We start from the raw sequence: 25,972 nt of genomic DNA, 5'->3' as shown, positions 1-25,972 counted from the left end.
GATGGAGCCTCGGCCCCCCGGGTCTTTCGATGTGTCCGCCTTGCGCGAAGCGATGGCCCGGCGCTTGTATCGCCGAACGGTGGCTCAAGGTCAGCTGATCCTGCCGGCGGTTCCGGCGATGATCGACGAGTACCTCACGATGTGCCAGAACCTGTTCGCCAGCCTCGGCGTGATCTACACATCGGAAGAATCCGCGCAGCTCAAAACGGTGTTGCAGGGCGAGCTCGCCAAGGCGTTCCAGGCCTCGTCCCGGTCCAACATCGTCATCGAGTACACCTCGCCCTTCGGGGTGATGCTGAACTATCGGGTCAAGCCCCAGTGGTCGACGATCGGCGGCGATTACGACAACTGGGTGAGCACGCGTGAGGGGCCGTTGTTCGGCCTCGAACCCGACGCCCGGGTGTGGGCGCTGGCGTCCGAAGCGCCCGAGCCCCAAACGCATCGCGTCCTGGACATCGGCGCGGGAACGGGGCGCAACGCCCTGGCCCTGTCCCGGCGCGGGCACCCGGTAGACGCCGTCGAGATGGCGGCAAAGTTCGCCGACATCATCCGCGCCGAGGCCGAACGACATTCGCTCGGGGTGCGGGTCATCCAAAGCGACGTCTTCACGGCGTTGGAAAGTGTTGACGACGAGTACCAGCTGATCGTGGCCTCCGAGCTGGTCCCCGATTTTCGCACGGCGCGGGATCTGCGCGGTCTGCTCGAACTCGCCGCGCAGTTCCTGGCCCCCGCCGGCCGCATCGTGTTCAACGCCTTCCTCACCCGACCGGGCTATCTCCCCGACGACGCGGCGCGCGAACTCGGGCAGCAATGCAACACCACGTTCTTCACCCGCGACGAGCTCGACGCGGCGGTAGACCGACTTCCGCTGCGCCTCGTCGGCGACGATTCGGCCTACGAGTACGAGAAGACCCATCTGCCCGACGGTGCGTGGCCGCCCACCGCATGGTTCGACGGATGGTCGCGCGGGCTGGACGTCTTCGATGTCGCGCCCGAGGAGTCGCCGATCGAATTGCGTTGGCTCGTTTACCAGAAAGAGGATTGAGTTACTCGGTGACTGGGAGGTGATGCGATGGTCACCAGGGGACCCAACCGGCGATCGCTGTTGGCGGCGACGCCTCTGTTGTTGGCGGCGATCGCCGCTGGCGACAGAGATGGCGATATCGGAACGGTGCCCTTGGCTCCGCCACCCGAAACGGGGCCGGATCCGCGCGAGACATTCGTTCAGCCGTACGACCAGATCGACTTCGCGCCATGGGGCAATCTGCCGCCGCACAGCGGTGAGATGGCCAAGCTGTACGGAGACTTCGACAAACCGGGTCCGTATCTGGTGTTGATGAAGTGGAATCCGGGTTGGTTCAGTGCGCCGCACACCTACGCGACCGACCGGATTCAAGTCGTGGTCTTCGGCACCTGGTTTGTGAACAGTGGCAACGAATTTCAGCCACAAGATGCGCTGCCGGTCGGGCCCGGCGGCTACGTGAGGCGGACGGCGAGGACTCCCCACTACGACGGAGTTCCGGCCAACCAGCCGGATCCGGCCGTGATCGCCGTCTTCGGGGTGGGGCCGATGGAGCAACGGCTGGTGGATCCAGGGCAACCGTCGTGGCGCCAGGTGTAACGACCGGCGTTTCGACGTTTCAGAGTTCGCGCGTTGGGCTACTTGGTACCCATCGTCGTCTTTGCGCGGGTTCAGCCCTGAGCCAGCAAAGGAAAGCCCAGGGATTCGCCATTCAATGATGACCGAGAACAGTGCTGGGCTTGCCCGGCTGATACTTCCCGGTAGCCGGCCCCGCCGGTTGCTGCTGGGGTTATTCGTGCTCATCGCGGCCGCCGCTGTCGTGCAGATCGCGTTGCCGCAGTGCTCGCGCGGCGACTGCCCAGGAACCGATACTGCATCGAAAACCATTGGTAAAGAACAGATTACGATCACCCCTGCAGCAGCGCGGTGAAACCCGCGTCTTGACGCACCAAAGATTTACGCACCTTCCTCCCAATAGAGTCTTGACTCATTCCAGATAAGTGCGCCATATTGACTGTGTGTCGTCAACGTCGGACTACGCGGAGCAGCTGAGGTTGGCTGACCTGCGAGTGACCCGGCCGAGAGTGGCGGTGCTCGAAGCGGTGCACGCCCATCCGCATGCAGACACGGACACCATCTATTCGTCGGTGCGGCAGGGTCTGCCCGACGTCTCCCGCCAAGCCGTCTACGACGTGCTCAACGCGCTGACCGCAGTCGGCTTGGTGCGGCGGATCCAGCCCCTGGGGTCGGTCGCCCGCTACGAAGCACGCGTTGGTGACAACCATCATCACCTGGTGTGCCGCTCCTGCGGGGTGATTGCCGACATCGACTGCGCCGTCGGCGACGCGCCCTGCCTGACGCCGTCCGACGACAACAACGTGCTCGATGGCTTCGTGCTCGACGAGGCCGAAGTCATCTATTGGGGCTTCTGTCCCGACTGCTCGACTGCAATTTCCTAGATCACAGCCCGATCACCATCACCGAAAGGAAAGTTGTGTCCGAAAGCGAAAATCCGACCATCTCCTCGCCGACCGCGAAAGACGGCGCGCCCCTGACGAATCAGGATTGGTGGCCCAACCAGGTCGACGTGTCGAAACTGCATCCGCACTCGCCGCAGGCCAACCCACTGGGCGACGACTTCGACTACGCCGAGGATTTCGCTAAGCTCGACGTCGAGGCGCTCAAAGCCGACCTGATCTCGGTGCTCACCACCTCGCAGGACTGGTGGCCCGCCGACTACGGGCACTACGGCGGCTTCTTCATCCGGATGAGCTGGCATGCCGCGGGCACCTACCGCATCTACGACGGCCGCGGTGGCGCCGGTCAGGGGCTGCAACGCTTCGCCCCGCTCAACAGCTGGCCGGACAACGCGAGCCTGGACAAGGCCCGTAGGCTGCTGTGGCCGGTCAAGAAGAAGCACGGCAACAAGATCTCGTGGGCGGACCTGATCGTCTTCGCCGGCAACGTGGCGCTGGACTCGATGGGATTCAAGACCTTCGGCTTCGCATTCGGCCGCGAGGATGTCTGGGAGCCGGAAGAGATCCTCTTCGGCGAAGAGGCCGAGTGGTTGGGCACTAATAAGCGCTACTCGGGTAAGCGCGACCTCGCGCAGCCCTACGGTGCCACCACCATGGGCCTGATCTACGTGAATCCTGAAGGCCCCGAAGGCAAGCCGGATCCAGTCGCCGCCGCGATCGACATCCGTGAGACGTTCGGCCGGATGGCGATGAACGACGTGGAGACCGCCGCGCTGATCGTCGGTGGCCACAGCTTCGGCAAGACCCACGGAGCCGCCAGCGGCGACCTGGTCGGTCCGGAGCCGGAGGGAGCTCCGATCGAGCAGCAGGGGCTGGGCTGGAAGAGCACGTTCGGCAGCGGCTCGGGCAAGGACGCCATCACCAGCGGCCTGGAGGTCGTCTGGACGCCCACGCCGACCAAGTGGGACAACACGTTCCTGGAGACCCTGTACGGCTACGAGTGGGAGTTGGTCAAGAGCCCCGGCGGGGCGTGGCAGTTCACCGCGAAGGACGGCGCCGGCACCGGCACCATCCCCGACCCGTTCGGCGGCCCGGGTCGCGCCCCGACCATGCTGGTCACCGACGTCTCGCTGCGGGAAGACCCGATCTACCGCGACATCACGCGACGCTGGCTGGACCACCCCGAGGAACTGGCCGACGCTTTCGCCAAGGCGTGGTACAAGCTGCTGCACCGCGACATGGGCCCGATCAGCCGCTACCTCGGGCCGTGGGTTCCGGAGCCGCAGCTGTGGCAGGATCCGGTTCCGGCCGTCGACCACAAGCTCGTGGACGACAAGGATGTCGCGGCCCTGAAGAAGAAGGTGCTCGACTCCGGCCTGACGGTTCAGCAGCTGGTCAAGACCGCCTGGGCGGCCGCGGGCAGCTACCGCAACACCGACAAACGCGGTGGCGCCAACGGGGCGCGGATTCGCCTTGAACCGCAACGGAATTGGGAGGTCAACGAGCCCTCCGAGCTGGACAAGGTGTTGCCCGTGCTGGAGAAGATCCAGCAGGACTTCAACACGTCGGCCTCGGGAGGCAAGAAGATCTCGCTGGCCGACCTGATCGTGTTGGCCGGTTCGGTGGCGGTCGAGAAGGCGGCCAAGGACGCCGGATACGACATCGTGGTGCACTTCGCGCCCGGACGCACCGACGCCTCGCAGGAGAGTACCGATGTGGAGTCGTTCGCGGTGCTCGAACCGCGCGCCGACGGCTTCCGCAACTACGTCCGGCCGGGCGAGAAGGCCCCGCTGGAGCAGCTTCTGCTCGAGCGGGCCTATCTGCTCGGTGTCACCGGCCCGGAGCTGACCGTGCTCATTGGCGGTCTGCGCGCTCTGGGTGCCAACCACGGCGGCAGCAAGCACGGTGTGTTCACCGACAGACCGGGCGCGTTGACCAACGACTTCTTCGTCAACCTGCTCGACATGGGCACGGAGTGGAAGCCGTCAGAGACCACGGAGAACGTCTACGAGGGCCGCGACCGGGCGACGGGAGCCCAGAAGTGGACGGCAACCGCGAATGATCTTGTGTTCGGGTCGAACTCGGTGTTGCGCGCCTTGGTCGAGGTCTACGCGCAGGACGACAACGCGGGCAAGTTCGTGGAGGACTTCGTCGCGGCGTGGGTCAAGGTGATGAACAACGATCGGTACGACCTGAAGTGATGACGGTCTGATCGTCCGCACGGTGCGACACCCCGCGAGGCCTCCGCCCGCGGGGTGTCGCGTATCTCGTCCGCGTCCGAGTGAGTCCGGCCACAGTATTACCCACCAGTAACCTACGATGGCGTAGGTTAGCTATCGTAGTAGTTGGCCGACGCGTTCAACCACCAAAGCTGGGTAAACGGGTGCCATGAGCGAACTGACCTACCTCGAATTGCACGGGGACCGGATCGCCTACCGCGATGCCGGCGAGGGACACACGCTGCTGCTGATCCACGGGATGGCCGGAAGTTCGGCGACCTGGCGCGCGATCATCCCGCAGCTGTCCAAGAAGTACCGGGTGATCGCGCCGGACCTGCTCGGCCACGGCTCGTCGGCGAAACCGCGTGGCGACTACTCCCTGGGTGCGTTCGCGGTTTTCCTGCGCGACCTGCTCGACGAGCTGGGGGTGGATCGCGCCACGGTGATCGGCCAGTCCCTCGGGGGCGGCATCGCGATGCAATTCACCCACCAGCACCGCGACTACTGCGAACGGCTGGCCCTGATCGGCAGCGGCGGCCTCGGCCCCGACCTGAGCCCCGTGTTGCGGTTCTTGTCTGCTCCCGGCGCCGAGCTGGTGCTGCCGGTGGTCGTGCCGCAACCGGTGCTCAACCTCGGCAACAAGGTGGCCTCATGGCTGTCCGCGGCGGGCATCCAGGCGCCCCGCGCCGGTGAGATGTGGAGCGCCTATTGCTCCCTCTCGGACGCGCGGACCCGCCAAGCCTTCCTGCGGACGCTGCGCTCGGTGGTGGATTACCGGGGCCAGGCGGTCAGTGCGCTGAACAAGCTTCATATCGCGGCCGGCTTACCCACGCTGCTCATCTGGGGAGATCAGGACCGGATCATCCCGGTCGCGCACGCCTACGCGGCCCACGACGCGGTGGACGGCAGCCGGCTCGAGGTGCTCGAGGGCGTCGGACACTTTCCGCACGTGGAGGCGCCCGCCGCGGTGGCCGACATCTTGGAGAACTTCATCGCCTCCACTGAGCCCCAGGAGTGCATCAAGGACCCGCTGCGGCTCGGGTTGTCCTGACCGCGGGTCATCGGTCGAGGTCCCACTGCCCGTAGTCGGCGGCCAGGACGTCGTCGATGTCCACGTTGATCCCGCCGAGCAGCGGGCTCGGATTCGACGGGCTGTTCACGACCGCCTGATACAGCACGGCCATCGACTCCCGTTCCCCGTGCGACCACGACTTCGTCTGCCAGGCCCACCGGTGCCCTGCGCTCGTCGAATTCCCGATCACGCCGTCACGGATGGCCCACCCGCACGCCTTCGCGTGCCCATAGATGCCAGTGCGCCCCACACCCAGGACGGAGTTGATCCCCCGAAACCAGTCCACTGCCGGCCCGTTCCAGGTGTCGGCGTTGATGTCGTCGTCCACGCTGAAGAAGATCGGGGCCGAATTCGGCCCGCCGGCCGCGGCGTGCAACTGCTGCGCGGTCTGGGCGTCGGCCACTCCGCCGTCGTGCCCGCGGGTGAAATCCGACGGCGTGGGCCATCCCGGCTTGCCGTACTGGTAGTTGCTCACGATGTGCAGACCCGCGGCGCGCAGCGCGTCGGCATACTCACGGGTGAGGGGTTTCGCCTCGAAATGCGCTCCTGGTCGCTCCAGCGAGACGTAGTTGATCACCCCGGCGTAACCGGCCGCCTTGATCTCCTCGGGCGCGATCCGCTTCTCCGCGAAATCGATCAGCTGGATATTGTCGGCGGTTGCCCGAGGAGCACTCGTGGCCAGCGGAGCAAGGCCGAGCAGAGCCGGTGTGAGCGCGTATTTGAGGGCCTCGCGGCGCGTCATCGACCCCTGTCGACGACGTGGGGCCCCCGAATCTTGCACGGCGAGATGTTAGCAAGATCAGACCCGGCCGCACGCCTGGATCAAATCGCTGCGATCGCGAACCCGGCGTGTCCAGCAAACAATTTGCAACGGCCGCTCCCCCGAGCGCAGCCCCTTGGGTCGCAACATGTTCCGCCCAGGGCCCGGCCCCGCATGACCCCGGAGCAGTTATCAGCTGACCCTCTTTGCCGCGCAAATAGGGCCGAGACCTAGTATTAATAGGTGTTTGGTAGCGCGTTGCGTCGATTAGCTGATCGAACTATAGTCTGGACACATGTCCAGTTTGCTGTCACGGAGTTCGGGAGCCCGTTGATCGCGATGGATTCGGTGCCCTTCCGCGTTCGCTAACCAGCAAAGAAGAGTTGAGTATGCGTATTGCCTTACTGTCCTACCGTAGTAAGACTCATTGCGGCGGGCAGGGCGTCTACATACGACATCTCAGCCACGGTCTGGTGGAACTGGGTCACGACGTCGAGATATTTTCCGGCCAGCCGTACCCGGAACTGCTCGATCCCCGCGTGCGGCTGACGAAGGTCCCCAGCCTCGATATGTACCGGGAGCCCGACCCGTTCCGGATTCCCCGGCCGAGCGAAATTCGCGACTCAATCGACCTGCGTGAGCTCCTGACCGTGTGGACCGCGGGTTTCCCCGAGCCGCGGACGTTCACGCTGCGCGTCGCCCGGCTGCTGGCCGACCGCGCGAAGGACTTCGACGTCATCCACGACAACCAGAGCCTGGGAACCGGACTGCTCACGCTGGCCGGCGCGGGCCTGCCGGTGGTGGCCACCGTGCACCACCCCATCACCCGCGATCGGGTGCTCGACCTCGCTGCCGCGCAGTGGTGGCGCAAGCCCCTGGTGCGCCGCTGGTATGGATTCCTGGACATGCAGCAAGAAGTGGCGCGTCAGATTCCCGACCTCCTGACGGTGTCGTCGTCGTCGGCCGCCGACATCGTCTCCGATTTCGGCGTGGCACCCGATCAACTCCACGTGGTGCCCTTGGGGGTCAACACCGAACTGTTCAAACCCAACTCGGCCCCGCGGCAACCCGGCCGGGTGATAGCCATCGCCAGTGCCGACACCCCGCTGAAGGGTGTCGCCACGTTGCTGAAAGCCATTGCGCAGCTTCGCGTGAACCGCGACCTCGAGTTGCGGCTCGTGGCGAAAGTCGAACCCAACGGCCCCACTCACAAGCTCATCGCCGAACTGGGCATCTCCGACATCGTTCACATCACCAGCGGCCTGTCCGATGCCGAGCTGGCCGACCTGTTCGCGTCGGCCGAAGTTGCGTGTATTCCGTCGCTCTACGAAGGGTTTTCGTTGCCCGCGGTGGAAGCCATGTCCAGCGGCACTCCGATCGTCGCAAGCCGCGTGGGCGCCCTGCCCGAGGTCCTCGGGACCGACGGCGCCTGCGCCGAGTTGGTGCCGCCCGGCGACGTCGATGCGCTGACGGGTGCCCTTGGCGAGCTTCTCGACTCCCCGGAAAAGCGTCGCAGTCTGGGCAAGGCCGGAAGGGCTCGCGCCATCGACGTCTTCAGCTGGGAAGCGGTGGCGGCCCAGACGGTTGGAGTCTATGAGCGAGCGGTTGACCGCACGGCCGCCGCGAGAGGCGGGGCTCAATGCTGACGGTTGATTTCGACCGCTTGGGCATCGGCCCGGGCACCAAGGTCATCGACGTGGGCTGCGGCGCGGGCCGGCACGCGTTCGAAGCCTATCGCCGCGGCGCCGACGTCGTCGCCTTCGATCAGGACGAGTCCGAACTCGAGTCCGTGGACACCCTGCTGCGCGCGATGGCCGAAGCCGGTGAGGCACCCGCCACGGCCTCGGCGCAGGCGGTCGCCGGTGACGCGTTGAGCCTGCCGTACGCCGACGAAACGTTCGATTGCGTCATCGCATCCGAAATCCTGGAACACGTCCCCCATGACGACGCCGCGATCGCCGAACTGATCAGGGTGCTCAAAGTCGGCGGTGCGCTCGCGGTGAGCGTGCCACGGTGGCTGCCCGAGCGGATCTGTTGGCTGCTCTCCGACGAATACCACAGCAACGAGGGCGGCCACGTTCGCATCTATCGTGCCAGCGAGCTGCGGGACAAAATCAGCGGCGGTGGAATGGAATTGACGCATTCCCATCACGCACACGCCCTGCATTCACCGTTCTGGTGGCTGAAATGCGCTGTCGGCGTTTCGAATACTGATCATCCTGCGGTTACCACCTATCACAAATTGCTGGTGTGGGATCTCATGCAGCGGCCGAAGGTGACCCAGCTGGCCGAGTCGGTGCTCAATCCACTTGTCGGAAAGAGCGTTGCGCTGTATTTCCGCAAGCCACGGAGCGTGCAAAGTCGACCGAAGCCAGGACGATCAGTTGCGTCGGTTTAGCCCCCCGGCAGTCCCGGGTGTCCTCACCCCGGAACAATGCCATCAGACCGCATTGTCCATAGCCGCCGAGCAGGAATCCTCGGGCGCCATCCCCTGGTTCGAAGGCGGGCATACCGATCCTTGGGATCACGTCGAATCGGCGATGGCGCTCACCACGGCCGGCCTGCTCGAGCCGGCGCGGGCTGCGTTCGAATGGAGTCGCCGCACGCAGCGACCGGACGGCTCCTGGCCTTTGCAATTCCGCTCGGGGGTCATCGAAGACGCCAACAGTGACAGCAATTTCTGCGCGTATGTCGCCACCGGTGTGTGGCATTACGCATTGGTCACCGGCGATGAATCATTCGCCGAGTCGATGTGGCCGGTGGTGCACAAGGCGATCGACTTCGTCATCGACCTTCAGGTCGGCTACGGCGAAATCTGTTGGGCCCGAAGCGAAACCGGGCCCGTGCCGGAAGCTTTGCTGACCGGCTGTGCCAGCATGTACCACAGCATCCGGTGTGCGCTGGCACTGGCCGCCCTCGTCGGCGACCCGCAGCCGGAATGGGAGCTGGCGGTGGGCCGGCTGGGCCATGCGCTGGTCGCGCACCCGGAGGCCTTCACCGAAAAAGACCGCTACTCGATGGACTGGTATTACCCCATCCTCGGCAGTGCGCTTCGGGGCCCGGCGGCACAAGCGCGCATCAGGCAGCGCTGGGATGACTTCGTGGTCGGCGATTTGGGCATTCGGTGCGTCGACGACCGGCCCTGGGTGACCGGCGCGGAAACCTGCGAATTGGTCATGGCGCTCGACGCCATCGGTCACCGCTCGGCCGCGCACCGACAATTCGCCGCGATGCAGCATCTGCGCGAGGGCGACGGTTCGTATTGGACCGGTTTGGTGTTCGCCGACGGGAAGCGCTGGCCGGAGGAGCGCACCACGTGGACCGGCGCGGTGATGATCCTTGCGGCCGACGCGCTGTCGGACACGACCGGCGGCGCCGGGATTTTCCGCGCGGAGGGCTTGCCGATCGGCCTGCAGACCGACTTCGATTGCGAATGCGTGGTCAGCGGGCCGGGCCGTTGACGCCGAGCTGCTCTCCGGGCTGACCACTGATGCGTTCGAGCACCCGCAGCGATCCGAGGGCGGACACCTCGCGAAACTGACCGGAATCGATTGCGCGGCGGTAGATGTGGTACGGCGGTCGGCCGCCGTCCTTGGGGTCCGGGAACACGTCGTGGATCACCAGCGCCCCGCCCGGCGCCACCCACTTCGCCCATGCGTCGAAGTCTTCATTCGCGGCCTGCTCGGAGTGTCCCCCGTCGATGAACAGGAACCGCAGCGGTGCCCCCCACCCGCGGGCCACCACCGGCGACCTGCCCACGACGGTCACCACGTGGTCGTCGAGCCCGGCGGTGTCGAGGGTGCGACGAAACGTGGGCAGCGTGTCGAACAGTCCCGTGACCTCGTCGACCAACGACGCGTCGTGATACTCCCAGCCGGCCTGATGCTCCTCCGAGCCGTGGTGATGGTCGATCGTGTAGAGCACGCTGTCGGTCTGCTGGGCCGCCGCGCCGAGCAGCAGGGTGGATTTACCGCAGTAGGTGCCCACCTCGACGCCGATGCCGCCGCCGAGGTACCGCACGGCGGCGTCGTACAACGCACGCCCCTCGTCGGCGGGCATGAATCCGCGCACCTGATCGGCCAGCGCGAACAAGCGGTCGGTGTTGGTCTGACTCATCGGTTGAACCTATCGGTCGGTTCTTGCGCGCAGTGCCCTGCCCTGCCCAGCGGGGGGTCGCCTGATCGTCTTACGATCGTGCTGTGCGCGCTCTACTTGTGTGGAAATCATTCGGTGTCGCCCTAGGGGCGATCGGGATCGCAGCAGTGCTGACTCTGCCGGCCGTGCTGCTGCCATCGGGGACGCTGGGCGCAGCGCCGCCGGCCGCTGCCGCGAATTGCCCTCCCGTTCAGGTGGTCTTCGCGCGCGGGCGCAACGAATCGCCCGGTACCGGTCAACTCGGCAGCGCCTTCATCAGTGCGCTGCAATCCAAGGTCAACAAGAACGTCGGCGTCTATGCAGTGCGGTACCCGGCTGACACCCAGGTCGACATTGGCGCCAACGACATGAGCCACCACGTGCAGGACATGGTGGCCAACTGCCCGGACACCCGGCTGGTGCTGGGCGGCTATTCGCTGGGCGCCGCCGTGACCGACGTGGTGCTGGCCGCGCCCATCGGCGCGTTCGGCTTCGACAGCCCCCTGCCGCCGGGAACAGACCAGCATATCGCCGCCGTCGCGTTGTTCGGCAACGGAAGTCAGTGGGTCGGGCCCATTACGAACTTCAACCCGACCTACAACGACCGGACCATCGATCTGTGTCACGGCGCCGACCCCATCTGCAATCCGGCCGACCCGAACACTTGGAAGGAAAACTGGCCGCAACACCTCGCGGGAGCGTACATCGACGCGGGGATGGCCAACCAGGCCGCGGATTTCGTCGCCGCCAAGTTGCAGTAGACGCCTAGGGCGGCGACCACTCGTCGCGCGCGATCAAGACATCGCGGAGCAGGTCGGCCCGATCGGTGATGAGGCCGTCCACACCCATGTCGAGCAGCGCTCGCATGACTGCGGGATCGTTGATCGTCCACGCATGAATCTGGCGCCCCGCCGCATGCGCGGCCCGCACCAGCCCGGGCGTGATCACGGCCAGGCGCCCTACCCGCGCCGGTAATTGAAGGCAGTCGCTGTCGCGCACGATCCGCCACGCGTAAGCCCGGCTGACGGGTGTTTTCGCCGCCAGCAGCGCCAGGAACGCGGTCTTGCCTGCCGAACTCGCGACTCGCTTGGACAGCAGGCGCAGCGCGCGGCGCCGGCGCTGGTCGGAGAACGATGTCACCAGCACGCGGTCGTGGGCGTTCATCCGCTCGATCACGTCGACCGCCGGCTGGATGGCCGACGCGGCCTTGATGTCGATGTTGACGCGCACGCCAGGCAGTGCAGCCAGCAACTCTTCCAGCGTCGGGATGGACTCTCCGGCACCCAGATCCGCCGCGCGGGCCTCCCGCCACGACAATCGGTCGATCGCGCCCGAGACTCCCGACTCGGGCTGGAGCGCACGATCATGCAGGATCACCGCGACACCGTCACGGGTTGTCCGAACGTCCGTCTCGATGTAGCGGAATCCGAGCCGCGTCGCCTCGTGAAAGGCGCCCATGCTGTTCATCGGCAATCTGGATGACGTAAACCCCCTGTGCGCCATCGCGATTGGGCCGGGACCGCGAAGAAATTCCACGCTGGGCGTAGCGCCGTCGAACCGCATCGTGATGACCCACCGATCCTGCACCTGTTGTCGGCTGCTTCGGGGCAAGGCTACGGCCCGAAAGGGGTGCGGGTAGGCGATCTGCCCGAACTACCGCAGGCTGGTCGCTACGCTCATGTTGGTAAGTGGGTTTCCGCAGCGTGTGGCACTGATAGCGCACCGTGACAACGCGACGCATGAACGGAGAGGACGGACCGATTCCCGCCATACGCCAGCAGAGCGACAACGCACGCCGACGCCATGAACGGCGCAACGCCGACCGTCGGGCCTCTGGCGAGCGCTGGCAGACCATCCTCAAGGGTGCTGCCGAGGTGTTCCGGCGGGAGGGCTTCGCGCGGGCCCGCCTCGAAGACGTCGCTATCGAGGTCGGCATCAACCGGGCTTCGCTCTACTACTACGTCGGCACCAAGGAAGAGTTGCTCGTCGCACTGATCGAGCAGCCCGCCTACACGATGACCCGGCACTGCCGTGAGGCGCTCGACTCCGATGTGCCGGCTGACGAGAAGTTGCGCCGCGCCCTGCACGCCTACATCGAGGATCTCGCCGCCAGTCCGGAAGCCTTCTGTTGTTCAGCGAAAGTCAGCACCTGGCCGCCATGCCCGAAGCCAGCGACATCGTCGCAAATGCCGATGCCTACGGCAAAACGCTGCTCGCCATCGTCGAGGAGGGCGTCGCGTCCGGTGTCTTCCGCAAGGATCTCGACCCGCGACTGGCGATGCTCGGCATCCTGGGCATGCACAACTGGATCCACCCCTGGTATGTCCCTGGCGGACGGAACTCGCTGACCGAGATCGGCGACGCGTTCGCCGCAATGGTGCTCTCGGGCGTGCGCCCCTAGCTGCATTGACGCTGCAGTCGGGCTGGGATTGAATGCAATCCACGCGCGGCCCGCCGGGGTCGTTGCCGCGGCCAGAGAGGACGCGCCATGCCACGCCTGAATCCCGTTCCCCGCGGCGAGGTCAGTGATGAGTTCACGTTGAAGATGTATGACTCTATGTTCGGAGATCGTGATCCGGTCGCCGAGCCCGGCGCCATCGGAGGGACCCCGGGCAACTGGTGGACCGTGATGGCACAGGCCCCCGCCGCACTGCGCCACGCGGTGCGCGGCTTCCGCCTGTACCGCCAGGAGGTCAGCATCCGCGCCGATCACCGTGAGCTAGGCCAGATTCGGGCGGGATGGGTGGTCGGCAGCCAGTTCGTCTACTCCCAGCACTGCAAGGCGTGCCGCTCGGCGGGGCTATCCGAAGAGCAGATCGCCGCGATACCGTCGTGGCAGACGGCCGATTGTTTCGATCACCCCGAGCGGCTTTTGCTGGCCTACGCCGATTGTCTTGCCGGCCAACACGGTCGGGTCCCCGAGCGGCTGTTCGACCAATTGCGGGAGGTGTTCACCGACACCGAGATCCTCGAGTTCACCTACACCACCACCATGTATGTAATGCACGCGATCATGTCGCGGGCACTGCGTCTGGAATTCGACGACGTCGACGACCCGGTCGTGGAGGTCGACGACCCGGAGGGCGGTGGTGTGCTGGACATCGGTGCCGCAACGTCCGGGGGCTCCTGATGTGATCGAAATGGGCGGCCATCGAAGGTTTCCGGCGCTGCCGGTCAACAATGCGCTGTCACGCTTCGTAGCTGACGTGGTACCAGTGCCCTGTCGTGATACCCGGGCAGAAATGTGGGCAGCACGTGCGCCTAGGCGAACAGTGCCGCACTGCCGAAGCCGACGAGGTAGGCGGCCCGGGCCGCCCAGCGATTTCGTCGCAAAACCAGTACCAAAGCGATCAGCACGAAAACGCCCTGGATCGTGCCGCCGACCATGACCGACGGCCGCGAAGCTGTCATCCCCCGCCGAAAGTGATCGATCGCGTGCAGTCCGAATGCAGTGGCGAAGGCGACATTGCCGCAGTCAGGGAACGGCTGCCCCGGCGGCGGATTCGAGTTGTCGGACATCTTCGGGGGCCAGTCAAAAATGCGGACGCGATAGCAAAACCCCACATATAAGATGCGGGGCGATCCTAATGGTTAGCTGAATGCCCAGCCACGACTTGGATTCTTAACCCGCAAATTCCGGAAATCCTCAGGCCGGAGTGTCAGTACCGGGATACAGCCGGAAGTGGTGAGTGCCCGCAGTCAGTTTGCTGTCTAATTCGGCCGAACCACGCCGAGCCCCAAACGAGGGGTGGCGCCGCATCGCTTCTTGGCGCTCTCGTTCGTGGCGATGCGCGGCAATCCATGTCGGATGAGACTCAAGGAAAATAACCGTCGCCCCGGACGCATTCGCCACGATTGTCAACTCCTCCCAGGGCAAACCAACTCTGCCGCAACGCTACGAACGTGTTATCTGTTCGTGTCCAGGATGCCCAGCCAATGCTGAGACCAAACCAAGCGCAAGCATGAGAATTAGCCGTGAATTTGTCGTAAAACCCACGCTAGTACCGTGCCGTCGCCGTATTCGGAACCCGACTGCGAGCCGAATGCTAGCGACGGCCACCGACAAATTCGTGTTTCGACCCCAGAGGCCCGCGGCTGCTATCGTCGCTTGCCTATGCCTTCGATGGACCGTCGCCGCATGATGTTGACGACAGGGATCGGCGTGCTGGCGGCCGCGCTTCCCCTCCCTGGGGCCCAAGCCCAACCCGCGCCGGCCGGCCGGACGTCGCCGCCGGATGCGCCCAGCGGTCAGAGCGGGACGTACATCTTCCAGGACGAATTCGACGGTCCCGCCGGCTCGGCCCCTGACCCAGCCAAGTGGGCGGTGGCGACCGCGCGCGAGGTGATCAAGGACCCGACGTTCTGGGAGCGGCCGGAGAATATCGGGCAGTACCGCGACGATCGCCGGAACGTATTCCTCGACGGCAACTCCAATCTGGTCCTGCGTGCCGCGAAAGACGGCCCGACGTACTTCAGCGGCAAGGTGCAGAGCAATTGGCGGGGCGGCGTCGGCCACACTTGGGAAGCCCGGATCAAGCTGAACTGCCTGACGGCCGGGGCCTGGCCGGCCTACTGGCTGGGCAATCAAGATCAGGGCGAAATCGACATCATGGAGTGGTACGGCAACGGCAAGTGGCCGTCGGCCACTACCGTGCACGCCAAGGCCAACGGCGGCGAGTGGAAGACCCACAACATCACGGTGGACAGCGCGTGGCATACCTGGCGCACGCAATGGGACGAGGCCGGCATCCGCTTCTGGAAGGACTACACCGAAGGCGCCGCGCCCTACTTCGACGTGCCGGCCAGCTCACTGCCGGACTGGCCGTTCAACGCGCCCGGATACACGGCGTATCCCGTGTTCAATCTTGCGGTCGCCGGTTCGGGCGGTGAGGACCCGGGCCCCGGCACCTATCCCGCCGACATGCTCATCGACTGGATTCGGGTCTGGTAGGGCGGCTCAACCCGGGATTCGGTCACCGGCGAACCAGGCGGTCGTCACGGCGCGCGTCTGCGGTGGTGGAAAGTGGGCTCCTGGTGTGCCCAGCCGACCGACCTTGACCGTCCACGCAGCCTCGGATCGGTCGATGCCGCTTCCGTCGTCCTGGTTCGGCGACGTGAGAACTACGGGTGCGGCGGTTCCGCACCAACGCGAACGGCACCGGTGCGGCCGGGGGTTGCACGGGTGGGAGCCGGCCGCCGTAGGAGACACGGTCAACGCCATCATCGGCACAGCGGCAAACCGCAAGGCGTCCATCCAGCTCACACTGCTCCACGCAGGTCGCTTTGTGAATGGGTCTCTCGAGCAAACCAGGCGAGACGAGGGCCGCCGTGTCTAGAGGGCGACGGTCGGCGGCGTAGCTGATGGTGAATCCAATGCGACGCAGCGTTCGAGCAGTGCCGTCGTCGGTGGCTGGCGAAACGCCAACACGATGTGCTGGCAGCCGAGTCGCTCGAATTCGGGCAATAGTGCCAACTGCTCGTCGACATCGTCGGGCACCGCAGGGTGCAGCGATAGCTGTGCGGAACGCCGAACGTCGGCCGGGTCGCGTCCCACGTCGACGCATGCTTCGTCGAGTCGAGCGTTGACCGCCTGCCATCGTTGGGGCCCCTCGTGCCCAGGCATGTTCCAGATATCGGCGTGGCGGGCGATGACCTGCAACATCTTTGGCTCGGTCCCCGCGACCACGATCGGCGGGTGCGGTTGCTGAAGGGGCTTCGGCTCGCAGAGTGCGTTTTCGAGCGTGAAGAACTGCCCCTTGAAGGTGACCGAGTCCTGTGTCCAGAGGCGCCGGATCACGGTGAGTGCCTCGTCGACCATCGCGACCCGGATGCCAGGGCTGGGAAGACTGATCCCATACCCGCGATGTTCGGCCTCGTGCCAGCCGGCGCCGATGCCGAAGTCGAGCCGGCCGCCGGAAATGTGGTCGACGGTCACCGCCATTTTGGCGAGGATCGCTGGATGCCGGTAGGTCACGCCGGAAACCAGACAACCGATTCGCGCCCGTTCGGTGACGGCGGCCATTGCGGCCAACGTGGTCCAACCCTCATAGGTCGGGGCCGGGTGTTCCGCCGGCCCGTAGAAATGGTCGTAGTCCCACAGCGAGGGGAAGCCCAGGCGATCAGCGACGCGCCACAATTGTTCGAGTTCGGGGTATTCGAAACTCTGGTCAAATTTGACCGAGATACGCATGTGGTGATCATAGAATCGGCGCCCCCTTCTCGCCTGCCAACAGCGTTGGCTTGCAATTGCGTTGCCCGATCGTAAGGTCCCGGACTTGCTGCATTAAGGAAAGGCCCGCCATCACGATTCAGGGTGCTCCTAATTCGCGCAAATCAGTTGCGCGGGTTGGAAGTTGGCGATCGCGAAATCAATGAGTAAGCAGCGCGACCGCACTTCCGGGTGCGTTGCCCGGATGGCGCAGATCCGCTTTGGGCAGCCAGGCAAGCGGGCGCATCCAGAGCGGCAAGCGGTGAAATCGGTGGGCGGCCTCGAGCACCGACTCCGCCTCGACAACCCGCCAGCCGCGGTCCTCGAAGAACGTCAGCCCGTTTTCCGGCGCGAACTTGAACGGAGCGCTTTCGGCTATCCCGTCGACATTCTTGTTGATCCGCTTGCGCAGGCCGGGGAAGGCGACATCGAGCATCCACCAGGTCACCTCGGGCCGTTTGATCGCGCCCGAAAGCGCTTCGATGTCGTGAAATTCGAGGTACATCGACAGTCCCTCGGTCAGCACGAAGGCCTTCGTCGCGCCGGCCAGCGCCTCGTCGAAAAAGGCCTGCCGGGCGTCCGGGTCCGCGAGATCGACGGCCGTGCGGATCAGCCGGCAGCGCGGCGTCTCGTCGGACAGCAGCTGTGCCTTTTCCGCGAGCAGCTTGGGCAGATCGGCCTCGATCCAGGTGAGCTCGGACGGAAGGTCTAGACGGTAGGGCCGGGTATCCAGACCGGCGGCCAGGTTCAGCACGCGGTCGCAGCCGTTCGCCAGCGCGTCGGCGATGGCGTCGTCGATCAGCTTCGTGCGCGCGACCAGCCAAAACCCGCTGCGGTCCCGCCAGGGCACGTTGGCCGCGATGGCGCGGCCCTGTTCACCTGCGAGACGCTCCGCGAGCGGGTCACGGAACAGCGGGTCCGGACGCGCCGTCTCGGTGGCCCGGTGCAGCGCCGTCCATCGGGCGGTATCGGAAACATGAGTGATCGTGTGGTCGGCCATAGGAGGGGTTATAGCACCGGCCGCGACTGTCCGGCGTAGCGTGCGCTCATGCCCGATCGAAACCGTCGCTTTCTGCTCCGCGAGCGCCCCTCCGGCCGCATTGGTCCCGAGACCTTCGAGCTCGTCCAGGAGGCCGTACCCGAGATCGCCGACGGCGAGGCACTGGTGCGCGTCGACTGGATCTCGCTCGATCCGACGAACCGCACCTGGATCAACGACACCCCGACCTATCTGCCTCCGGTCGGCATCGGCGAAGTCATGCGCGCCGGCGGCCTCGGTGAAGTCGTCGAATCCAAGAACCCGAACTATCGCGTCGGGCAGATCGTGCAGGGGCTCGTCGGTTGGCAGGAGTATGTGGTCGTCTCGGACACGGCGCCGCTGTTCGGAGTCGATGTCGCCGACGGTATCTCGCCGAGCGCCTACCTGGGCGCGCTCGGAACGACGGGGCTAACCGCCTGGGTGGGGATCCGCGATATCAGCAAGCCGCAACCGGGTGAGACCGTGGTCGTATCGGCTGCCGCCGGTGCGGTCGGTTCGATCGCCGGCCAGCTCGCCAAGGCCGACGGGGCGCGGGTCGTCGGTATCGTCGGCGGGCCGGACAAATGCCGGCTGCTCACCGAGGAGCTCGGCTTCGCCGCCGCCGTCGACTACCGCGCCGACGATTGGGTTGCCCAACTCCGCGCGGCAACGCCCAACGGGATCGACGTCGACTTCGAGAACGTCGGCGGTGTGATCATGGACGCGGTCTTCGCACGCCTCAACATCGGCGCGCGCGTCGCGCTGTGCGGCCTGATCTCGGGCTACAACGAGGCTGACCCACCGCCCGGTCCGCGCGCGTTCGGCAACCTGCTGATTCAGCGCGCGACGCTGCAAGGGTTCATCGTGCTCGACCATCTGGGGCGTGCTGCCGAGGCAAACCGCGAAATCGCCGGTCTGATCGCCGACGGCAAGCTGACGCCGCTCGAGACCGTGGTCGAGGGCTTCGAGCAGCTGCCGACAGCAATCAACATGCTGTTCGACGGAAAGAACGTGGGCAAGTTAATAGTGAAAGTCGCTTGACATCAGCCGAATTCGAGCATCGCGAAGACGCCGCGATAGGGCTTGGTCGGCGGGAAGCGCCAGAACGCGGGGTACAGCTTACCGAAGAACAACCCCCGTCCCGCGGGCATCGGAACATCGTGCATCGCAACGATTCCGGGCACGGTATCCGCAAGCTTTCTCAGTTGACCTATCGAGAGGCTGAACGGCATCGGCGGAACCCGGTAGTGCTTGGACGAACGCAGCCCCCTGCGCGCGACCTTCTTGACGATGGTCGGAGGGAGATCGAAGAACATTCGGCCGCCCGGAAACCGCTTGGCGCACTGGGCGATCAGTCCCAGCGCTTCGTCGGGCTGCAGGTACATCAGCAGTCCTTCGGCGGTGACGAAAACGCCGTTTGCGGCGTCGACCTTCTCGATCCAGCTGTAGTCGAGGGCCGACTGCGCGAGATGGGTGATCCGCGGGGATTTCGGCAGCAGGCGCTGTCGCAGGTCGATGACCGCAGGCAAATCCACCGACAGCCAACTGAATTGTGGGTCGGGCAGGGCGCGGTCCAGCCGCCAGAAGGAAGTCTGCAGACCTTCGCCAAGCGCGACGACGGTCGCCCCGGGCCGCATGGCGAGGTATTCGATCGCACACTGATCGACGGCAAGTGAGCGCAGCGCCATCTCCTGGCCCCTGCGCCCGAACTTCTCGAAGTCGAAATCGAGGGATGCTACCGCCTCGATGGCCATCGGATCGTCGATGATCGGGTCGGGGTGCCGGGCCTGGTATGCCCTGCCGTAGAGGGTCAGCAGCGCCGTTTTCGAGACACCCGTCAGCAGCGTGGCATCCACATTTTGGTTGCCGGTCGCGACGACGAAGGGGCTGCCATGACGTTCCATGCCGGGCGACTACGCTGGTGCCGACGCCGGATCGATCGGAATCGCGACCTCGTTGCGGCGCCGCATCGGTAGCGTCCAGGGTGGATCGTAGAACCAGGCCTGAGCCTCTCCGGTGGTCTCGATGCCTCTGCCCTGCAGTATTTTCAGCAGCTCGTCGGTGCGAGCGGCGACCGCCTCGGGGCTGCGGTCGCCGCTGAATCGCAGCACGGCCACGGTCACGGGCGGCACCGTGACGAGCCGAACCTGGTCATCGTTTGGTTTGGGAAGGGTTTCCATCGTCCACTTGGCGGGCATGAAAAACCTTATTGTCCAACCGGTCTCGGCGCCGACCGACTGGGTCACGGGTGCGGTCATCGCGATCTGCGCGCCGCGCCGGCTCGATTGTTGGCTGACCGGCGCCGTCATCGCGATCGATTGATCGCGCCCATTGCCACCGAATATGTATCCCGCCAATCGTCGGAACCCCACTTCGCGTGCCCGGTTTTCGTCGGCGTCGACGAGCGTCTCGGCGGCAATCCTAGGACCATAGCGACGTATCTCGACGGTGCCGGTTAGGGCACTGTGGGTGTACTTCGCCTCTTCGGTACCGATCCGGATGCCACCCACCGCCAAGATCGATTCGGCGAGCTGCTCGGCGAGCCTGAACGGATTCATATGTGCATTGACCCACCTGCACCCCGGCGACGCAAGTGAGGTCATTCCCCAACGGCCGGGCCGCCCGACTCTTGCCCTTGCGCCGATGACGGATAACGCGCTTCGTCGTGGTGCGGGAGTTCTTGGGATCGGTAGCCGATCCGGCTGGCTGTACTGGTCCCAACGACGCCGCCAGCGAGGCGGTGCGCCCAGGAAAGGAAGTCAGCAAATGAACATCGTGCCGAGCAGCATCCAAGAGCAGATCAACCGCGTCGACCGGCAGCGCTGCCTGTACGTGGGGATCAGCACCGGCCTGGTTGCGGTGTGGAGCTTTTTCCGGCTGATCTGGATGCTCTACATCGGAATGACATTTGGCTGGTACTTCGGCGCGATGGCGTTCCAGATCGTGCTGTGGGGCGTGATCGGTACCGCCGCGGCGATCGCGTCCGTCGGGTTTCTGACCCGGTACAACAAAGGATCTTGACGCAGTCGCCCACCGGCGGAAGGCTCCGAAACCCATTGGGGTTCGGAGCCTTCCGCTGTGCCACGGGGGTTAGAGCTGGGCCCAGACCGACTTCGTCTTGAGGTAGATCTCGAGGCCCTCTTTGCCGAACTCGTGACCCCAACCGGACTGCTTGTAGCCGCCGAACGGCACGTCGTGGTCGAACACCAGCTGGCAGTTCACCTGGACACTGCCGGCCTGCAACCGCTTCATGACCCGGTGCGCCCGGCCGAGGTTTTCCGTCCAGGCGGTGGCCGCCAGGCCGTAGGTGGTGTCGTTGGCCAGCGCCACAGCCTCGTCCTCGTCGTCGAACGGCAGAATGCTGACCACCGGCCCGAAGATCTCCTCCTGGTATAGCCGCATGCCCGGGTCGACGTTGGTGAGCACCGTCGGGTGGACGAAGTAGCCCTTGCGGTCCAGGCGGTAGCCGCCGGCCACCACGTCGACGCCGCCCTTCTTGCCCTCGTCGATGTAGCCCATGACCCGGGTCAGCTGCTTCTGGCTGATCAGCGGGCCGCTGACGCAGCCTTCCTCACCGGGGGCGCCCAGCTTGAACATGTTCGCCATCCCCGCGATGCCTTCCACGACCCGATCGAAGACCCCGCGTTGAGCGAAGATTCGCGACCCGCACACGCAGCCCTGGCCGGAGTGCACGAAGATACCCAACGACGCCATCATGATGGCCTTGTCCAGATCGGCGTCGTCGAAGATCAGCACCGGCGACTTGCCGCCGAGTTCGAGCGTGACCTTTTTCAGGTTGTCCGCCGACGCCCGCACGATCGCCTTGCCGACCTCGGTCGAGCCGGTGAAGGCGACCTTCTGCACGTCGGGATGTGCGGTGATCGCGGCGCCCGCGGTGTGCCCGTATCCGGTCAGCAGGTTGACGACACCCTCGGGGACGCCGGCTTCGTCAATGAGCCTGTCCAGCAACACCGCCGACAGCGGCGTCTCTTCGGCGGGCTTGACCAGCAGGCTGCCCCCGGCGGCCAGGGCTGGGGCAAGCTTCGCGCTCGCGTTGAAGATCGGGCCGTTCCACGGGAAGATCAGACCCACCACGCTGTATGGCTCTTTGAGCGTGTAGGCGTGCATGTTCACGTACGTGTCGGTCGCAATGCCGTCGGTCTTCACGTCGTACGCGACGCCGTTGATCTTCGAACACCACCCCGCGTAATAGCGGAAGAACTCGGAACACGTCGACATCTGCAACTGTGCCTGCATCAGGGGCATGCCGGTGTTGAGCGAGTCGAGTCGCGCGAACTCCTCCGCGTGCTCGTCGATCAGGTCCCCGATTCGCCACAAGATCTTGGCCCGCTCGCGACCAGGAAGATCGGACCAGACACCCGAGGCGAAGGTGGCCTTCGCCCGCGCCGCGGCCTCGTTGACCGCGTCTTCGCCGCAGTCGGTGAATTCGGTGATCTGTTCTTCGGTCGCGGGGTTGATGATCGGAATGGCCTCGCCCGAGCCCGAGCGCTTTGTCAGGTCATCCAATACTGCCTGCAGACTCATCCGATCCCTTCCCGATCGCCCGCCGTTGGGCACACACGCCCGATCCGTCGAGTGCTGAGCACCTGCTTAGCATCGCGGGCGGCGCGGGGTCAAGGTCTTGGCGTCCGCGCCGCCAAGAGCCGCGTGGTGGAGAACGATTTCGGCAAGCCGCCGTCCCGCGCCGGCGCCTGGCGGGCTTTGATAGACGAATGGGGTGCTGCGATTTTCCTGCCGTGGCGCAGGGCTGCGATGAAGCCTTCACCGTCGACTCCTCCCGGATAACGTTCGGACGCGGGTGCCTGGCCGAGTTGGGCGACCGGGCCAGCGCACTGGGAATGCGGCGGGTAGCGCTGTTCTCCGATGCCGCCGTCGCCGAACTCGGAATCTTCGCGACCGCGCGCGACTCGCTGACAGCCGCTGGATTGGACGTGGTCAGCTACACCGACGTGCACGTCGAGCCCACCGATGCGTCGTTCGCGGCGGCGGCGCGGTTCGCGCAAGAGGCTGCCCCCGACGGCTATGTCTCACTTGGCGGCGGCTCTGTCATCGATACGTGTAAGGCCGCCAACCTGTTCGCCACCCATCCCGCGGACCTACTCACCTATGTCAATGCGCCGATCGGCGAGGCTAAGCCCATCCCCGGGCCGCTTAAGCCGCACATCGCGTGCCCCACGACTGCGGGCACCGGCAGCGAGGTCACCGGTATCGCGATCTTCGACCTGCTGTCGATGGCAGCCAAGACGGGCATCGCGGCCAACGCGTTGCGCCCCACCGAAGCCCTCGTCGATCCCGACTGCACCGCCACCCTGCCCGCCGGGGTCGTCGCCGCCGCGGGCCTCGACGTGCTGTCGCACGCCCTGGAGTCGTATACCGCTCGGCCCTACGTGCACCGGCCGGCTCCCCCGCGTCCCCACCTGCGTCCGATGAGCCAGGGCGCCAACCCGTGGAGCGACCTGGGCTGCCGTGAGGCACTGCGAGTGCTGGGCGAGAACCTAGAGGCGGCCGTCCGCGACGCCACGAACGGCGTGGCCCGCGAGCAGATGATGTGGGCCGCGACGCTGGCGGGGATCGCCTTCGGCAACGCGGGCGTGCACGCCCCGCACGGCATGGCGTACGCGGTCGCCGGCCTGGTTCGCGACTTCCACCCGCCGGGTTACCCGGCCGACGAGCCGCTCGTGCCGCACGGCATGTCGGTCATCGTCAACGCGCCCGCGGTCTTCCGGTTCACCGCGGAGGTGAGCCCGGAGCGGCACCTGCAGGCCGCCGCGCTGCTCGGCGCGGACACCCGCGACGCCGGCCCCGACGATGCCGGCGAGGTGCTCGCGACGGAGCTCATCCGGATCATGCGTGCGGTCGACATGCCCAACGGGCTCAGCGGCGTGGGCTACACCGACGACGACGTCGCGGCGCTGACCGACGGCGCCTTTCCGCAGCAGCGGCTGCTGCAGAACGCCCCGCGTGAGATGACCAAACCGGTGCTTGCCGAACTGTTCCGCCGGGCGCTGCGCTACTGGTGATTACCGACTGCCCCAACGGGATTGGTTACGCGCCGACCAGCTCCGGGTGGAACTTGACCGCCATCCGGCGGAAGCCGTCGCGCCAGTCGACGGTGGTCGTGCCGACGAGTTCGTGCATGCGGGCGGGGTCGGTGGGATTGCCGCGCAGCGCCTGCGCGCTCTCCTCGAAGACCGGCTCCTTGCCGACCAGCGAGCCCAGGTAGCCGCACCACTCCTGCAGGCTCACAGTCTGCTCACCGCACCAGTTGACCGTGGTCGCCGGAACCGACGCCGCCTCGAGCAGCTTCGGAATGGTCGCGATGATGTCGTCTTCGTGAATCGGGTTGTAGCGGGCCGCGCCGCCCGCCGGGACCGGAATCGGGATCCCGGCCAGCATCATCTCCATGTGATAGAACGGCCAGCCGCCGTTGTCGCCATAGGGGACGTTGAGCCGGGCGATGATGGTGGGCAGATCGAGAACGCGGGCCATGGTGCGTGCCACGACCTCGCCGGCGATCTTGGAGATCGAGTAGGTCGGGAACAGCGGTTTGTGGTTGTCGCCCAAAGCTGCGAGCTCGGTGCGGGGCTCGTCGCCTGGCGGGTCGTACACCGCCCCCGACGAACAGTGCAGGAACGCCTTCGCTGTGCGGCAGTGCGCCATCAGCAGGCCGACCGACTCGGCATTGGCCCCGAGGTCTTTTTCCCAGTCCCCGCTCTTGGCCACCGCCAGGTTGATGACATATTCGAAATCGTCTGGCAGCCCGGTGAAGTCGCCTGCCGACAAGTTGACGGCCTGGCACCGCACGCCCGCCTTCTCCAGGCTGTCCCGGACTGCGGGGTTGGTGAAGCGGGCGATGCCCCACACCTCGTTCTCGGCTGCCAGCGCCTCGGCGATGGGGGTGGCAACCTGCCCGGTGGGACCGGTGATCAATATCTTCGAGCCGCGCATGCGCTGATGGTATGCGACGGTTCGGCGGGCGTAGGACGGTTTGTTGACTTATTATCTGCGTATGCATGCAGATAGCCACCCGGGGCACGTCCACAGCCGTGGGCACCATCACCCGCACGGGCTGCGTGGCGTCATCCGCGAGATCTTCGGGCCGCATTCGCACGACGCGGCCGACAGCGTCGACGACGCGCTGGAATCCAGTGCCGCCGGGATCCGCGCGGTCAAGATCAGCCTGGTGGTGCTCGCGCTGACGGCGGTCGCGCAGATCGTCGTCGTGATCGTCTCGGGGTCGGTGGCGTTGGCCGCCGACACCATCCACAACTTCTCCGACGCGCTGACGGCGGCGCCGCTATGGGTCGCGTTCGTACTGAGCACGAAGGCCGCGACGCCGCGCTACACCTACGGCCTGGGCCGCGCGGAGGATCTGGCCGGACTGTTCGTGGTCGCGATGATCGCCCTGTCGGCGATCGTTGCCGGGTACGAGGCGGTCCGCCGCTTGATCCACCCGCAGCCGATCGTCCACATCGGCTGGGTCGCCGTGGCGGGTCTGATCGGCTTCCTCGGCAACGAATGGGTGGCCCTCTACCGGATTCGGGTCGGGCGCCACGTCGGCTCAGTTGCCCTGCTGGCCGACGGCATGCACGCGCGTACCGACGGCTTCACCTCCCTGGCGGTGCTGCTGTCGGCCGGCGGCGCGGCGCTGGGCATTCCGCTGGCTGACCCGGTCATCGGATTGGTCATCACGGTCGCGATCCTGGCCGTGCTGCGAACCACGGTTCGCGACGTGTTCCGCCGGTTGCTCGACGGCGTGGATCCCGCGACGGTCGACATCGCCGAGCACGTGTTGGCCGCCCAGCCCGGCGTCCACGCGGTGCGCAGTGTGCGGATGCGCTGGATCGGGCATCGCCTTCATGCCGACGCCGAACTCGACGTCGACCCCACACTGAATCTGGCGCAGGCACACCGCATCGCCCATGAGGCCGAACACCACCTCACCCGTGCCGTCCCGAAGCTCACCAGCGCGCTGATCCACGCCTACCCCGCCCAGCACGCGGACGTCGACAGCCCCGAAGTCGCAGCATCGGCGTAAGGT

Annotated in this window: 27 protein-coding genes and 1 pseudogene; 18 read left to right on the top strand and 10 right to left on the bottom strand. The window is 65.9% G+C overall.

Annotated features, from left to right (window positions below; translation table 11 throughout):
* Window position 1 precedes the first annotated feature (1 nt).
* The 6 genes from MSG_RS13625 to MSG_RS13605 all read left to right on the top strand — a co-directional run bounded on the left by MSG_RS13625 (window position 2) and on the right by MSG_RS13605 (window position 5,769).
* Window positions 2–1,045, top strand: coding sequence for a class I SAM-dependent methyltransferase (locus MSG_RS13625; RefSeq protein WP_096444480.1), 1,044 nt, complete (start codon window positions 2–4; stop codon window positions 1,043–1,045).
* A gap of 27 nt (window positions 1,046–1,072) precedes the next feature.
* Window positions 1,073–1,621 carry a cupin domain-containing protein gene (locus tag MSG_RS13620; RefSeq protein WP_096440353.1) on the top strand — a complete coding sequence of 183 codons (549 nt, stop codon included), beginning with the start codon at window positions 1,073–1,075 and terminating at the stop codon, window positions 1,619–1,621.
* A gap of 115 nt (window positions 1,622–1,736) precedes the next feature.
* Complete coding sequence (locus MSG_RS24880; protein WP_142404517.1) at window positions 1,737–1,952, top strand: hypothetical protein; 216 nt, start codon at window positions 1,737–1,739, stop codon at window positions 1,950–1,952.
* 88 nt (window positions 1,953–2,040) lie between these two features.
* Complete coding sequence (locus MSG_RS13615; protein ID WP_105886894.1) at window positions 2,041–2,481, top strand: Fur family transcriptional regulator; 441 nt, start codon at window positions 2,041–2,043, stop codon at window positions 2,479–2,481.
* The gene (gene katG, locus MSG_RS13610; RefSeq protein ID WP_096444476.1) at window positions 2,460–4,700 is read left to right on the top strand and encodes a catalase/peroxidase HPI; all 2,241 of its coding nucleotides are present in this window, start codon (window positions 2,460–2,462) and stop codon (window positions 4,698–4,700) included. Before MSG_RS13615 ends, katG begins: the two co-directional genes overlap by 22 nt.
* A 187-nt stretch (window positions 4,701–4,887) precedes the next feature.
* Window positions 4,888–5,769, top strand: a complete 882-nt coding sequence (locus tag MSG_RS13605) for an alpha/beta fold hydrolase (protein ID WP_096440351.1) — start codon at window positions 4,888–4,890, stop codon at window positions 5,767–5,769.
* A gap of 7 nt (window positions 5,770–5,776) precedes the next feature.
* Here the strand turns inward: MSG_RS13605 and MSG_RS13600 are convergent, their stop codons facing one another.
* The gene (locus MSG_RS13600; protein ID WP_232011021.1) at window positions 5,777–6,571 is read right to left on the bottom strand and encodes a DUF1906 domain-containing protein; all 795 of its coding nucleotides are present in this window, start codon (window positions 6,569–6,571) and stop codon (window positions 5,777–5,779) included.
* 368 nt (window positions 6,572–6,939) lie between these two features.
* Here MSG_RS13600 and MSG_RS13595 point away from each other — a divergent pair, with 368 nt between their 5' ends.
* The 3 genes from MSG_RS13595 to MSG_RS13585 are packed head-to-tail and all read left to right on the top strand — an operon-like array spanning window position 6,940 to window position 10,011.
* Window positions 6,940–8,196, top strand: coding sequence for a glycosyltransferase family 4 protein (locus tag MSG_RS13595; RefSeq protein ID WP_096440347.1), 1,257 nt, complete (start codon window positions 6,940–6,942; stop codon window positions 8,194–8,196).
* Window positions 8,190–8,948, top strand: a complete 759-nt coding sequence (locus MSG_RS13590) for a class I SAM-dependent methyltransferase (RefSeq protein WP_096440345.1) — start codon at window positions 8,190–8,192, stop codon at window positions 8,946–8,948. Before MSG_RS13595 ends, MSG_RS13590 begins: the two co-directional genes overlap by 7 nt.
* Entirely contained in the window at window positions 8,935–10,011 is a 1,077-nt protein-coding gene (locus tag MSG_RS13585; RefSeq protein WP_096440344.1) for a glucosidase family protein, read from the top strand. Before MSG_RS13590 ends, MSG_RS13585 begins: the two co-directional genes overlap by 14 nt.
* Here MSG_RS13585 and MSG_RS13580 read toward each other — a convergent pair.
* A complete protein-coding gene (locus MSG_RS13580; RefSeq protein ID WP_096440342.1) occupies window positions 9,992–10,666 on the bottom strand; it encodes a class I SAM-dependent methyltransferase in 675 nt (224 codons plus the stop codon). The two genes, MSG_RS13585 and MSG_RS13580, sit on opposite strands and share 20 nt — an antisense overlap.
* Window positions 10,667–10,797: 131 nt before the next feature.
* Between MSG_RS13580 and MSG_RS13575 the strand changes: the two genes are divergently transcribed.
* Window positions 10,798–11,445 carry a cutinase family protein gene (locus tag MSG_RS13575; RefSeq protein WP_096444474.1) on the top strand — a complete coding sequence of 216 codons (648 nt, stop codon included), beginning with the start codon at window positions 10,798–10,800 and terminating at the stop codon, window positions 11,443–11,445.
* Window positions 11,446–11,449: 4 nt separating this feature from the next.
* On the opposite strand, the gene MSG_RS13570 is transcribed toward MSG_RS13575, so the two are convergent.
* A complete protein-coding gene (locus MSG_RS13570; RefSeq protein ID WP_181159229.1) occupies window positions 11,450–12,220 on the bottom strand; it encodes a glycerophosphodiester phosphodiesterase in 771 nt (256 codons plus the stop codon).
* 203 nt (window positions 12,221–12,423) lie between these two features.
* Between MSG_RS13570 and MSG_RS25610 the strand changes: the two are divergent.
* From MSG_RS25610 to MSG_RS13560, 3 genes and pseudogenes are all read left to right on the top strand, one after another.
* Window positions 12,424–12,618, top strand: a pseudogene (locus MSG_RS25610) (hypothetical protein); the annotation flags it as partial.
* Window positions 12,619–12,812: 194 nt separating this feature from the next.
* On the top strand, window positions 12,813–13,085 hold the full coding sequence (locus MSG_RS25605) for a hypothetical protein (RefSeq protein WP_232011019.1): 273 nt from the start codon (window positions 12,813–12,815) through the stop codon (window positions 13,083–13,085).
* Between the two features lie 87 nt (window positions 13,086–13,172).
* The gene (locus MSG_RS13560; protein WP_096440340.1) at window positions 13,173–13,814 is read left to right on the top strand and encodes a carboxymuconolactone decarboxylase family protein; all 642 of its coding nucleotides are present in this window, start codon (window positions 13,173–13,175) and stop codon (window positions 13,812–13,814) included.
* Window positions 13,815–13,945: 131 nt separating this feature from the next.
* Here MSG_RS13560 and MSG_RS25175 read toward each other — a convergent pair whose 3' ends face one another.
* Window positions 13,946–14,095: a hypothetical protein gene (locus MSG_RS25175; RefSeq protein WP_170063156.1), complete on the bottom strand. Its 150-nt coding sequence runs from the start codon at window positions 14,093–14,095 to the stop codon at window positions 13,946–13,948.
* Between the two features lie 703 nt (window positions 14,096–14,798).
* Between MSG_RS25175 and MSG_RS13545 the strand changes: the two genes are divergently transcribed.
* A complete protein-coding gene (locus MSG_RS13545) occupies window positions 14,799–15,635 on the top strand; it encodes a glycoside hydrolase family 16 protein (RefSeq protein ID WP_096440334.1) in 837 nt (278 codons plus the stop codon).
* Window positions 15,636–16,016: 381 nt separating this feature from the next.
* Here MSG_RS13545 and MSG_RS13540 read toward each other — a convergent pair whose 3' ends face one another.
* A complete protein-coding gene (locus MSG_RS13540; RefSeq protein WP_096440332.1) occupies window positions 16,017–16,874 on the bottom strand; it encodes a TIGR03560 family F420-dependent LLM class oxidoreductase in 858 nt (285 codons plus the stop codon).
* A 178-nt stretch (window positions 16,875–17,052) separates the two neighbouring features.
* Window positions 17,053–17,892 carry a class I SAM-dependent methyltransferase gene (locus MSG_RS13535; protein ID WP_096440330.1) on the bottom strand — a complete coding sequence of 280 codons (840 nt, stop codon included), beginning with the start codon at window positions 17,890–17,892 and terminating at the stop codon, window positions 17,053–17,055.
* Window positions 17,893–17,940: 48 nt separating this feature from the next.
* On the opposite strand from MSG_RS13535, the gene MSG_RS13530 reads away from it, so the two are divergent.
* Window positions 17,941–18,951, top strand: a complete 1,011-nt coding sequence (locus MSG_RS13530) for an NADP-dependent oxidoreductase (RefSeq protein ID WP_096440329.1) — start codon at window positions 17,941–17,943, stop codon at window positions 18,949–18,951.
* A gap of 2 nt (window positions 18,952–18,953) precedes the next feature.
* On the opposite strand, the gene MSG_RS13525 is transcribed toward MSG_RS13530, so the two are convergent.
* Both MSG_RS13525 and MSG_RS13520 read right to left on the bottom strand, forming a co-directional pair.
* The gene (locus MSG_RS13525; protein ID WP_096440327.1) at window positions 18,954–19,814 is read right to left on the bottom strand and encodes a class I SAM-dependent methyltransferase; all 861 of its coding nucleotides are present in this window, start codon (window positions 19,812–19,814) and stop codon (window positions 18,954–18,956) included.
* A gap of 9 nt (window positions 19,815–19,823) precedes the next feature.
* Window positions 19,824–20,468, bottom strand: a complete 645-nt coding sequence (locus MSG_RS13520) for an SOUL family heme-binding protein (RefSeq protein ID WP_096440325.1) — start codon at window positions 20,466–20,468, stop codon at window positions 19,824–19,826.
* Window positions 20,469–20,676: 208 nt separating this feature from the next.
* Between MSG_RS13520 and MSG_RS13515 the strand changes: the two genes are divergently transcribed.
* Window positions 20,677–20,931, top strand: a complete 255-nt coding sequence (locus tag MSG_RS13515) for a hypothetical protein (protein WP_096440323.1) — start codon at window positions 20,677–20,679, stop codon at window positions 20,929–20,931.
* Between the two features lie 69 nt (window positions 20,932–21,000).
* Here MSG_RS13515 and MSG_RS13510 read toward each other — a convergent pair whose 3' ends face one another.
* Window positions 21,001–22,455, bottom strand: a complete 1,455-nt coding sequence (locus tag MSG_RS13510) for an aldehyde dehydrogenase family protein (protein WP_096440321.1) — start codon at window positions 22,453–22,455, stop codon at window positions 21,001–21,003.
* A gap of 212 nt (window positions 22,456–22,667) precedes the next feature.
* Between MSG_RS13510 and MSG_RS13505 the strand changes: the two genes are divergently transcribed.
* Window positions 22,668–23,951, top strand: coding sequence for a hydroxyacid-oxoacid transhydrogenase (locus tag MSG_RS13505; protein ID WP_232011018.1), 1,284 nt, complete (start codon window positions 22,668–22,670; stop codon window positions 23,949–23,951).
* A gap of 25 nt (window positions 23,952–23,976) precedes the next feature.
* Here MSG_RS13505 and MSG_RS13500 read toward each other — a convergent pair whose 3' ends face one another.
* Window positions 23,977–24,879, bottom strand: a complete 903-nt coding sequence (locus MSG_RS13500; RefSeq protein WP_096440317.1) for an NAD-dependent epimerase/dehydratase family protein — start codon at window positions 24,877–24,879, stop codon at window positions 23,977–23,979.
* A 61-nt stretch (window positions 24,880–24,940) separates the two neighbouring features.
* Here MSG_RS13500 and MSG_RS13495 point away from each other — a divergent pair, with 61 nt between their 5' ends.
* Window positions 24,941–25,969, top strand: coding sequence for a cation diffusion facilitator family transporter (locus MSG_RS13495; protein ID WP_096440315.1), 1,029 nt, complete (start codon window positions 24,941–24,943; stop codon window positions 25,967–25,969).
* Window positions 25,970–25,972: the final 3 nt, after the last annotated feature.

Source organism: Mycobacterium shigaense, from assembly GCF_002356315.1.
GTDB classification, from domain to species: domain Bacteria; phylum Actinomycetota; class Actinomycetes; order Mycobacteriales; family Mycobacteriaceae; genus Mycobacterium; species Mycobacterium shigaense.
This window is presented reverse-complemented; position numbering and strand designations above follow the sequence as displayed.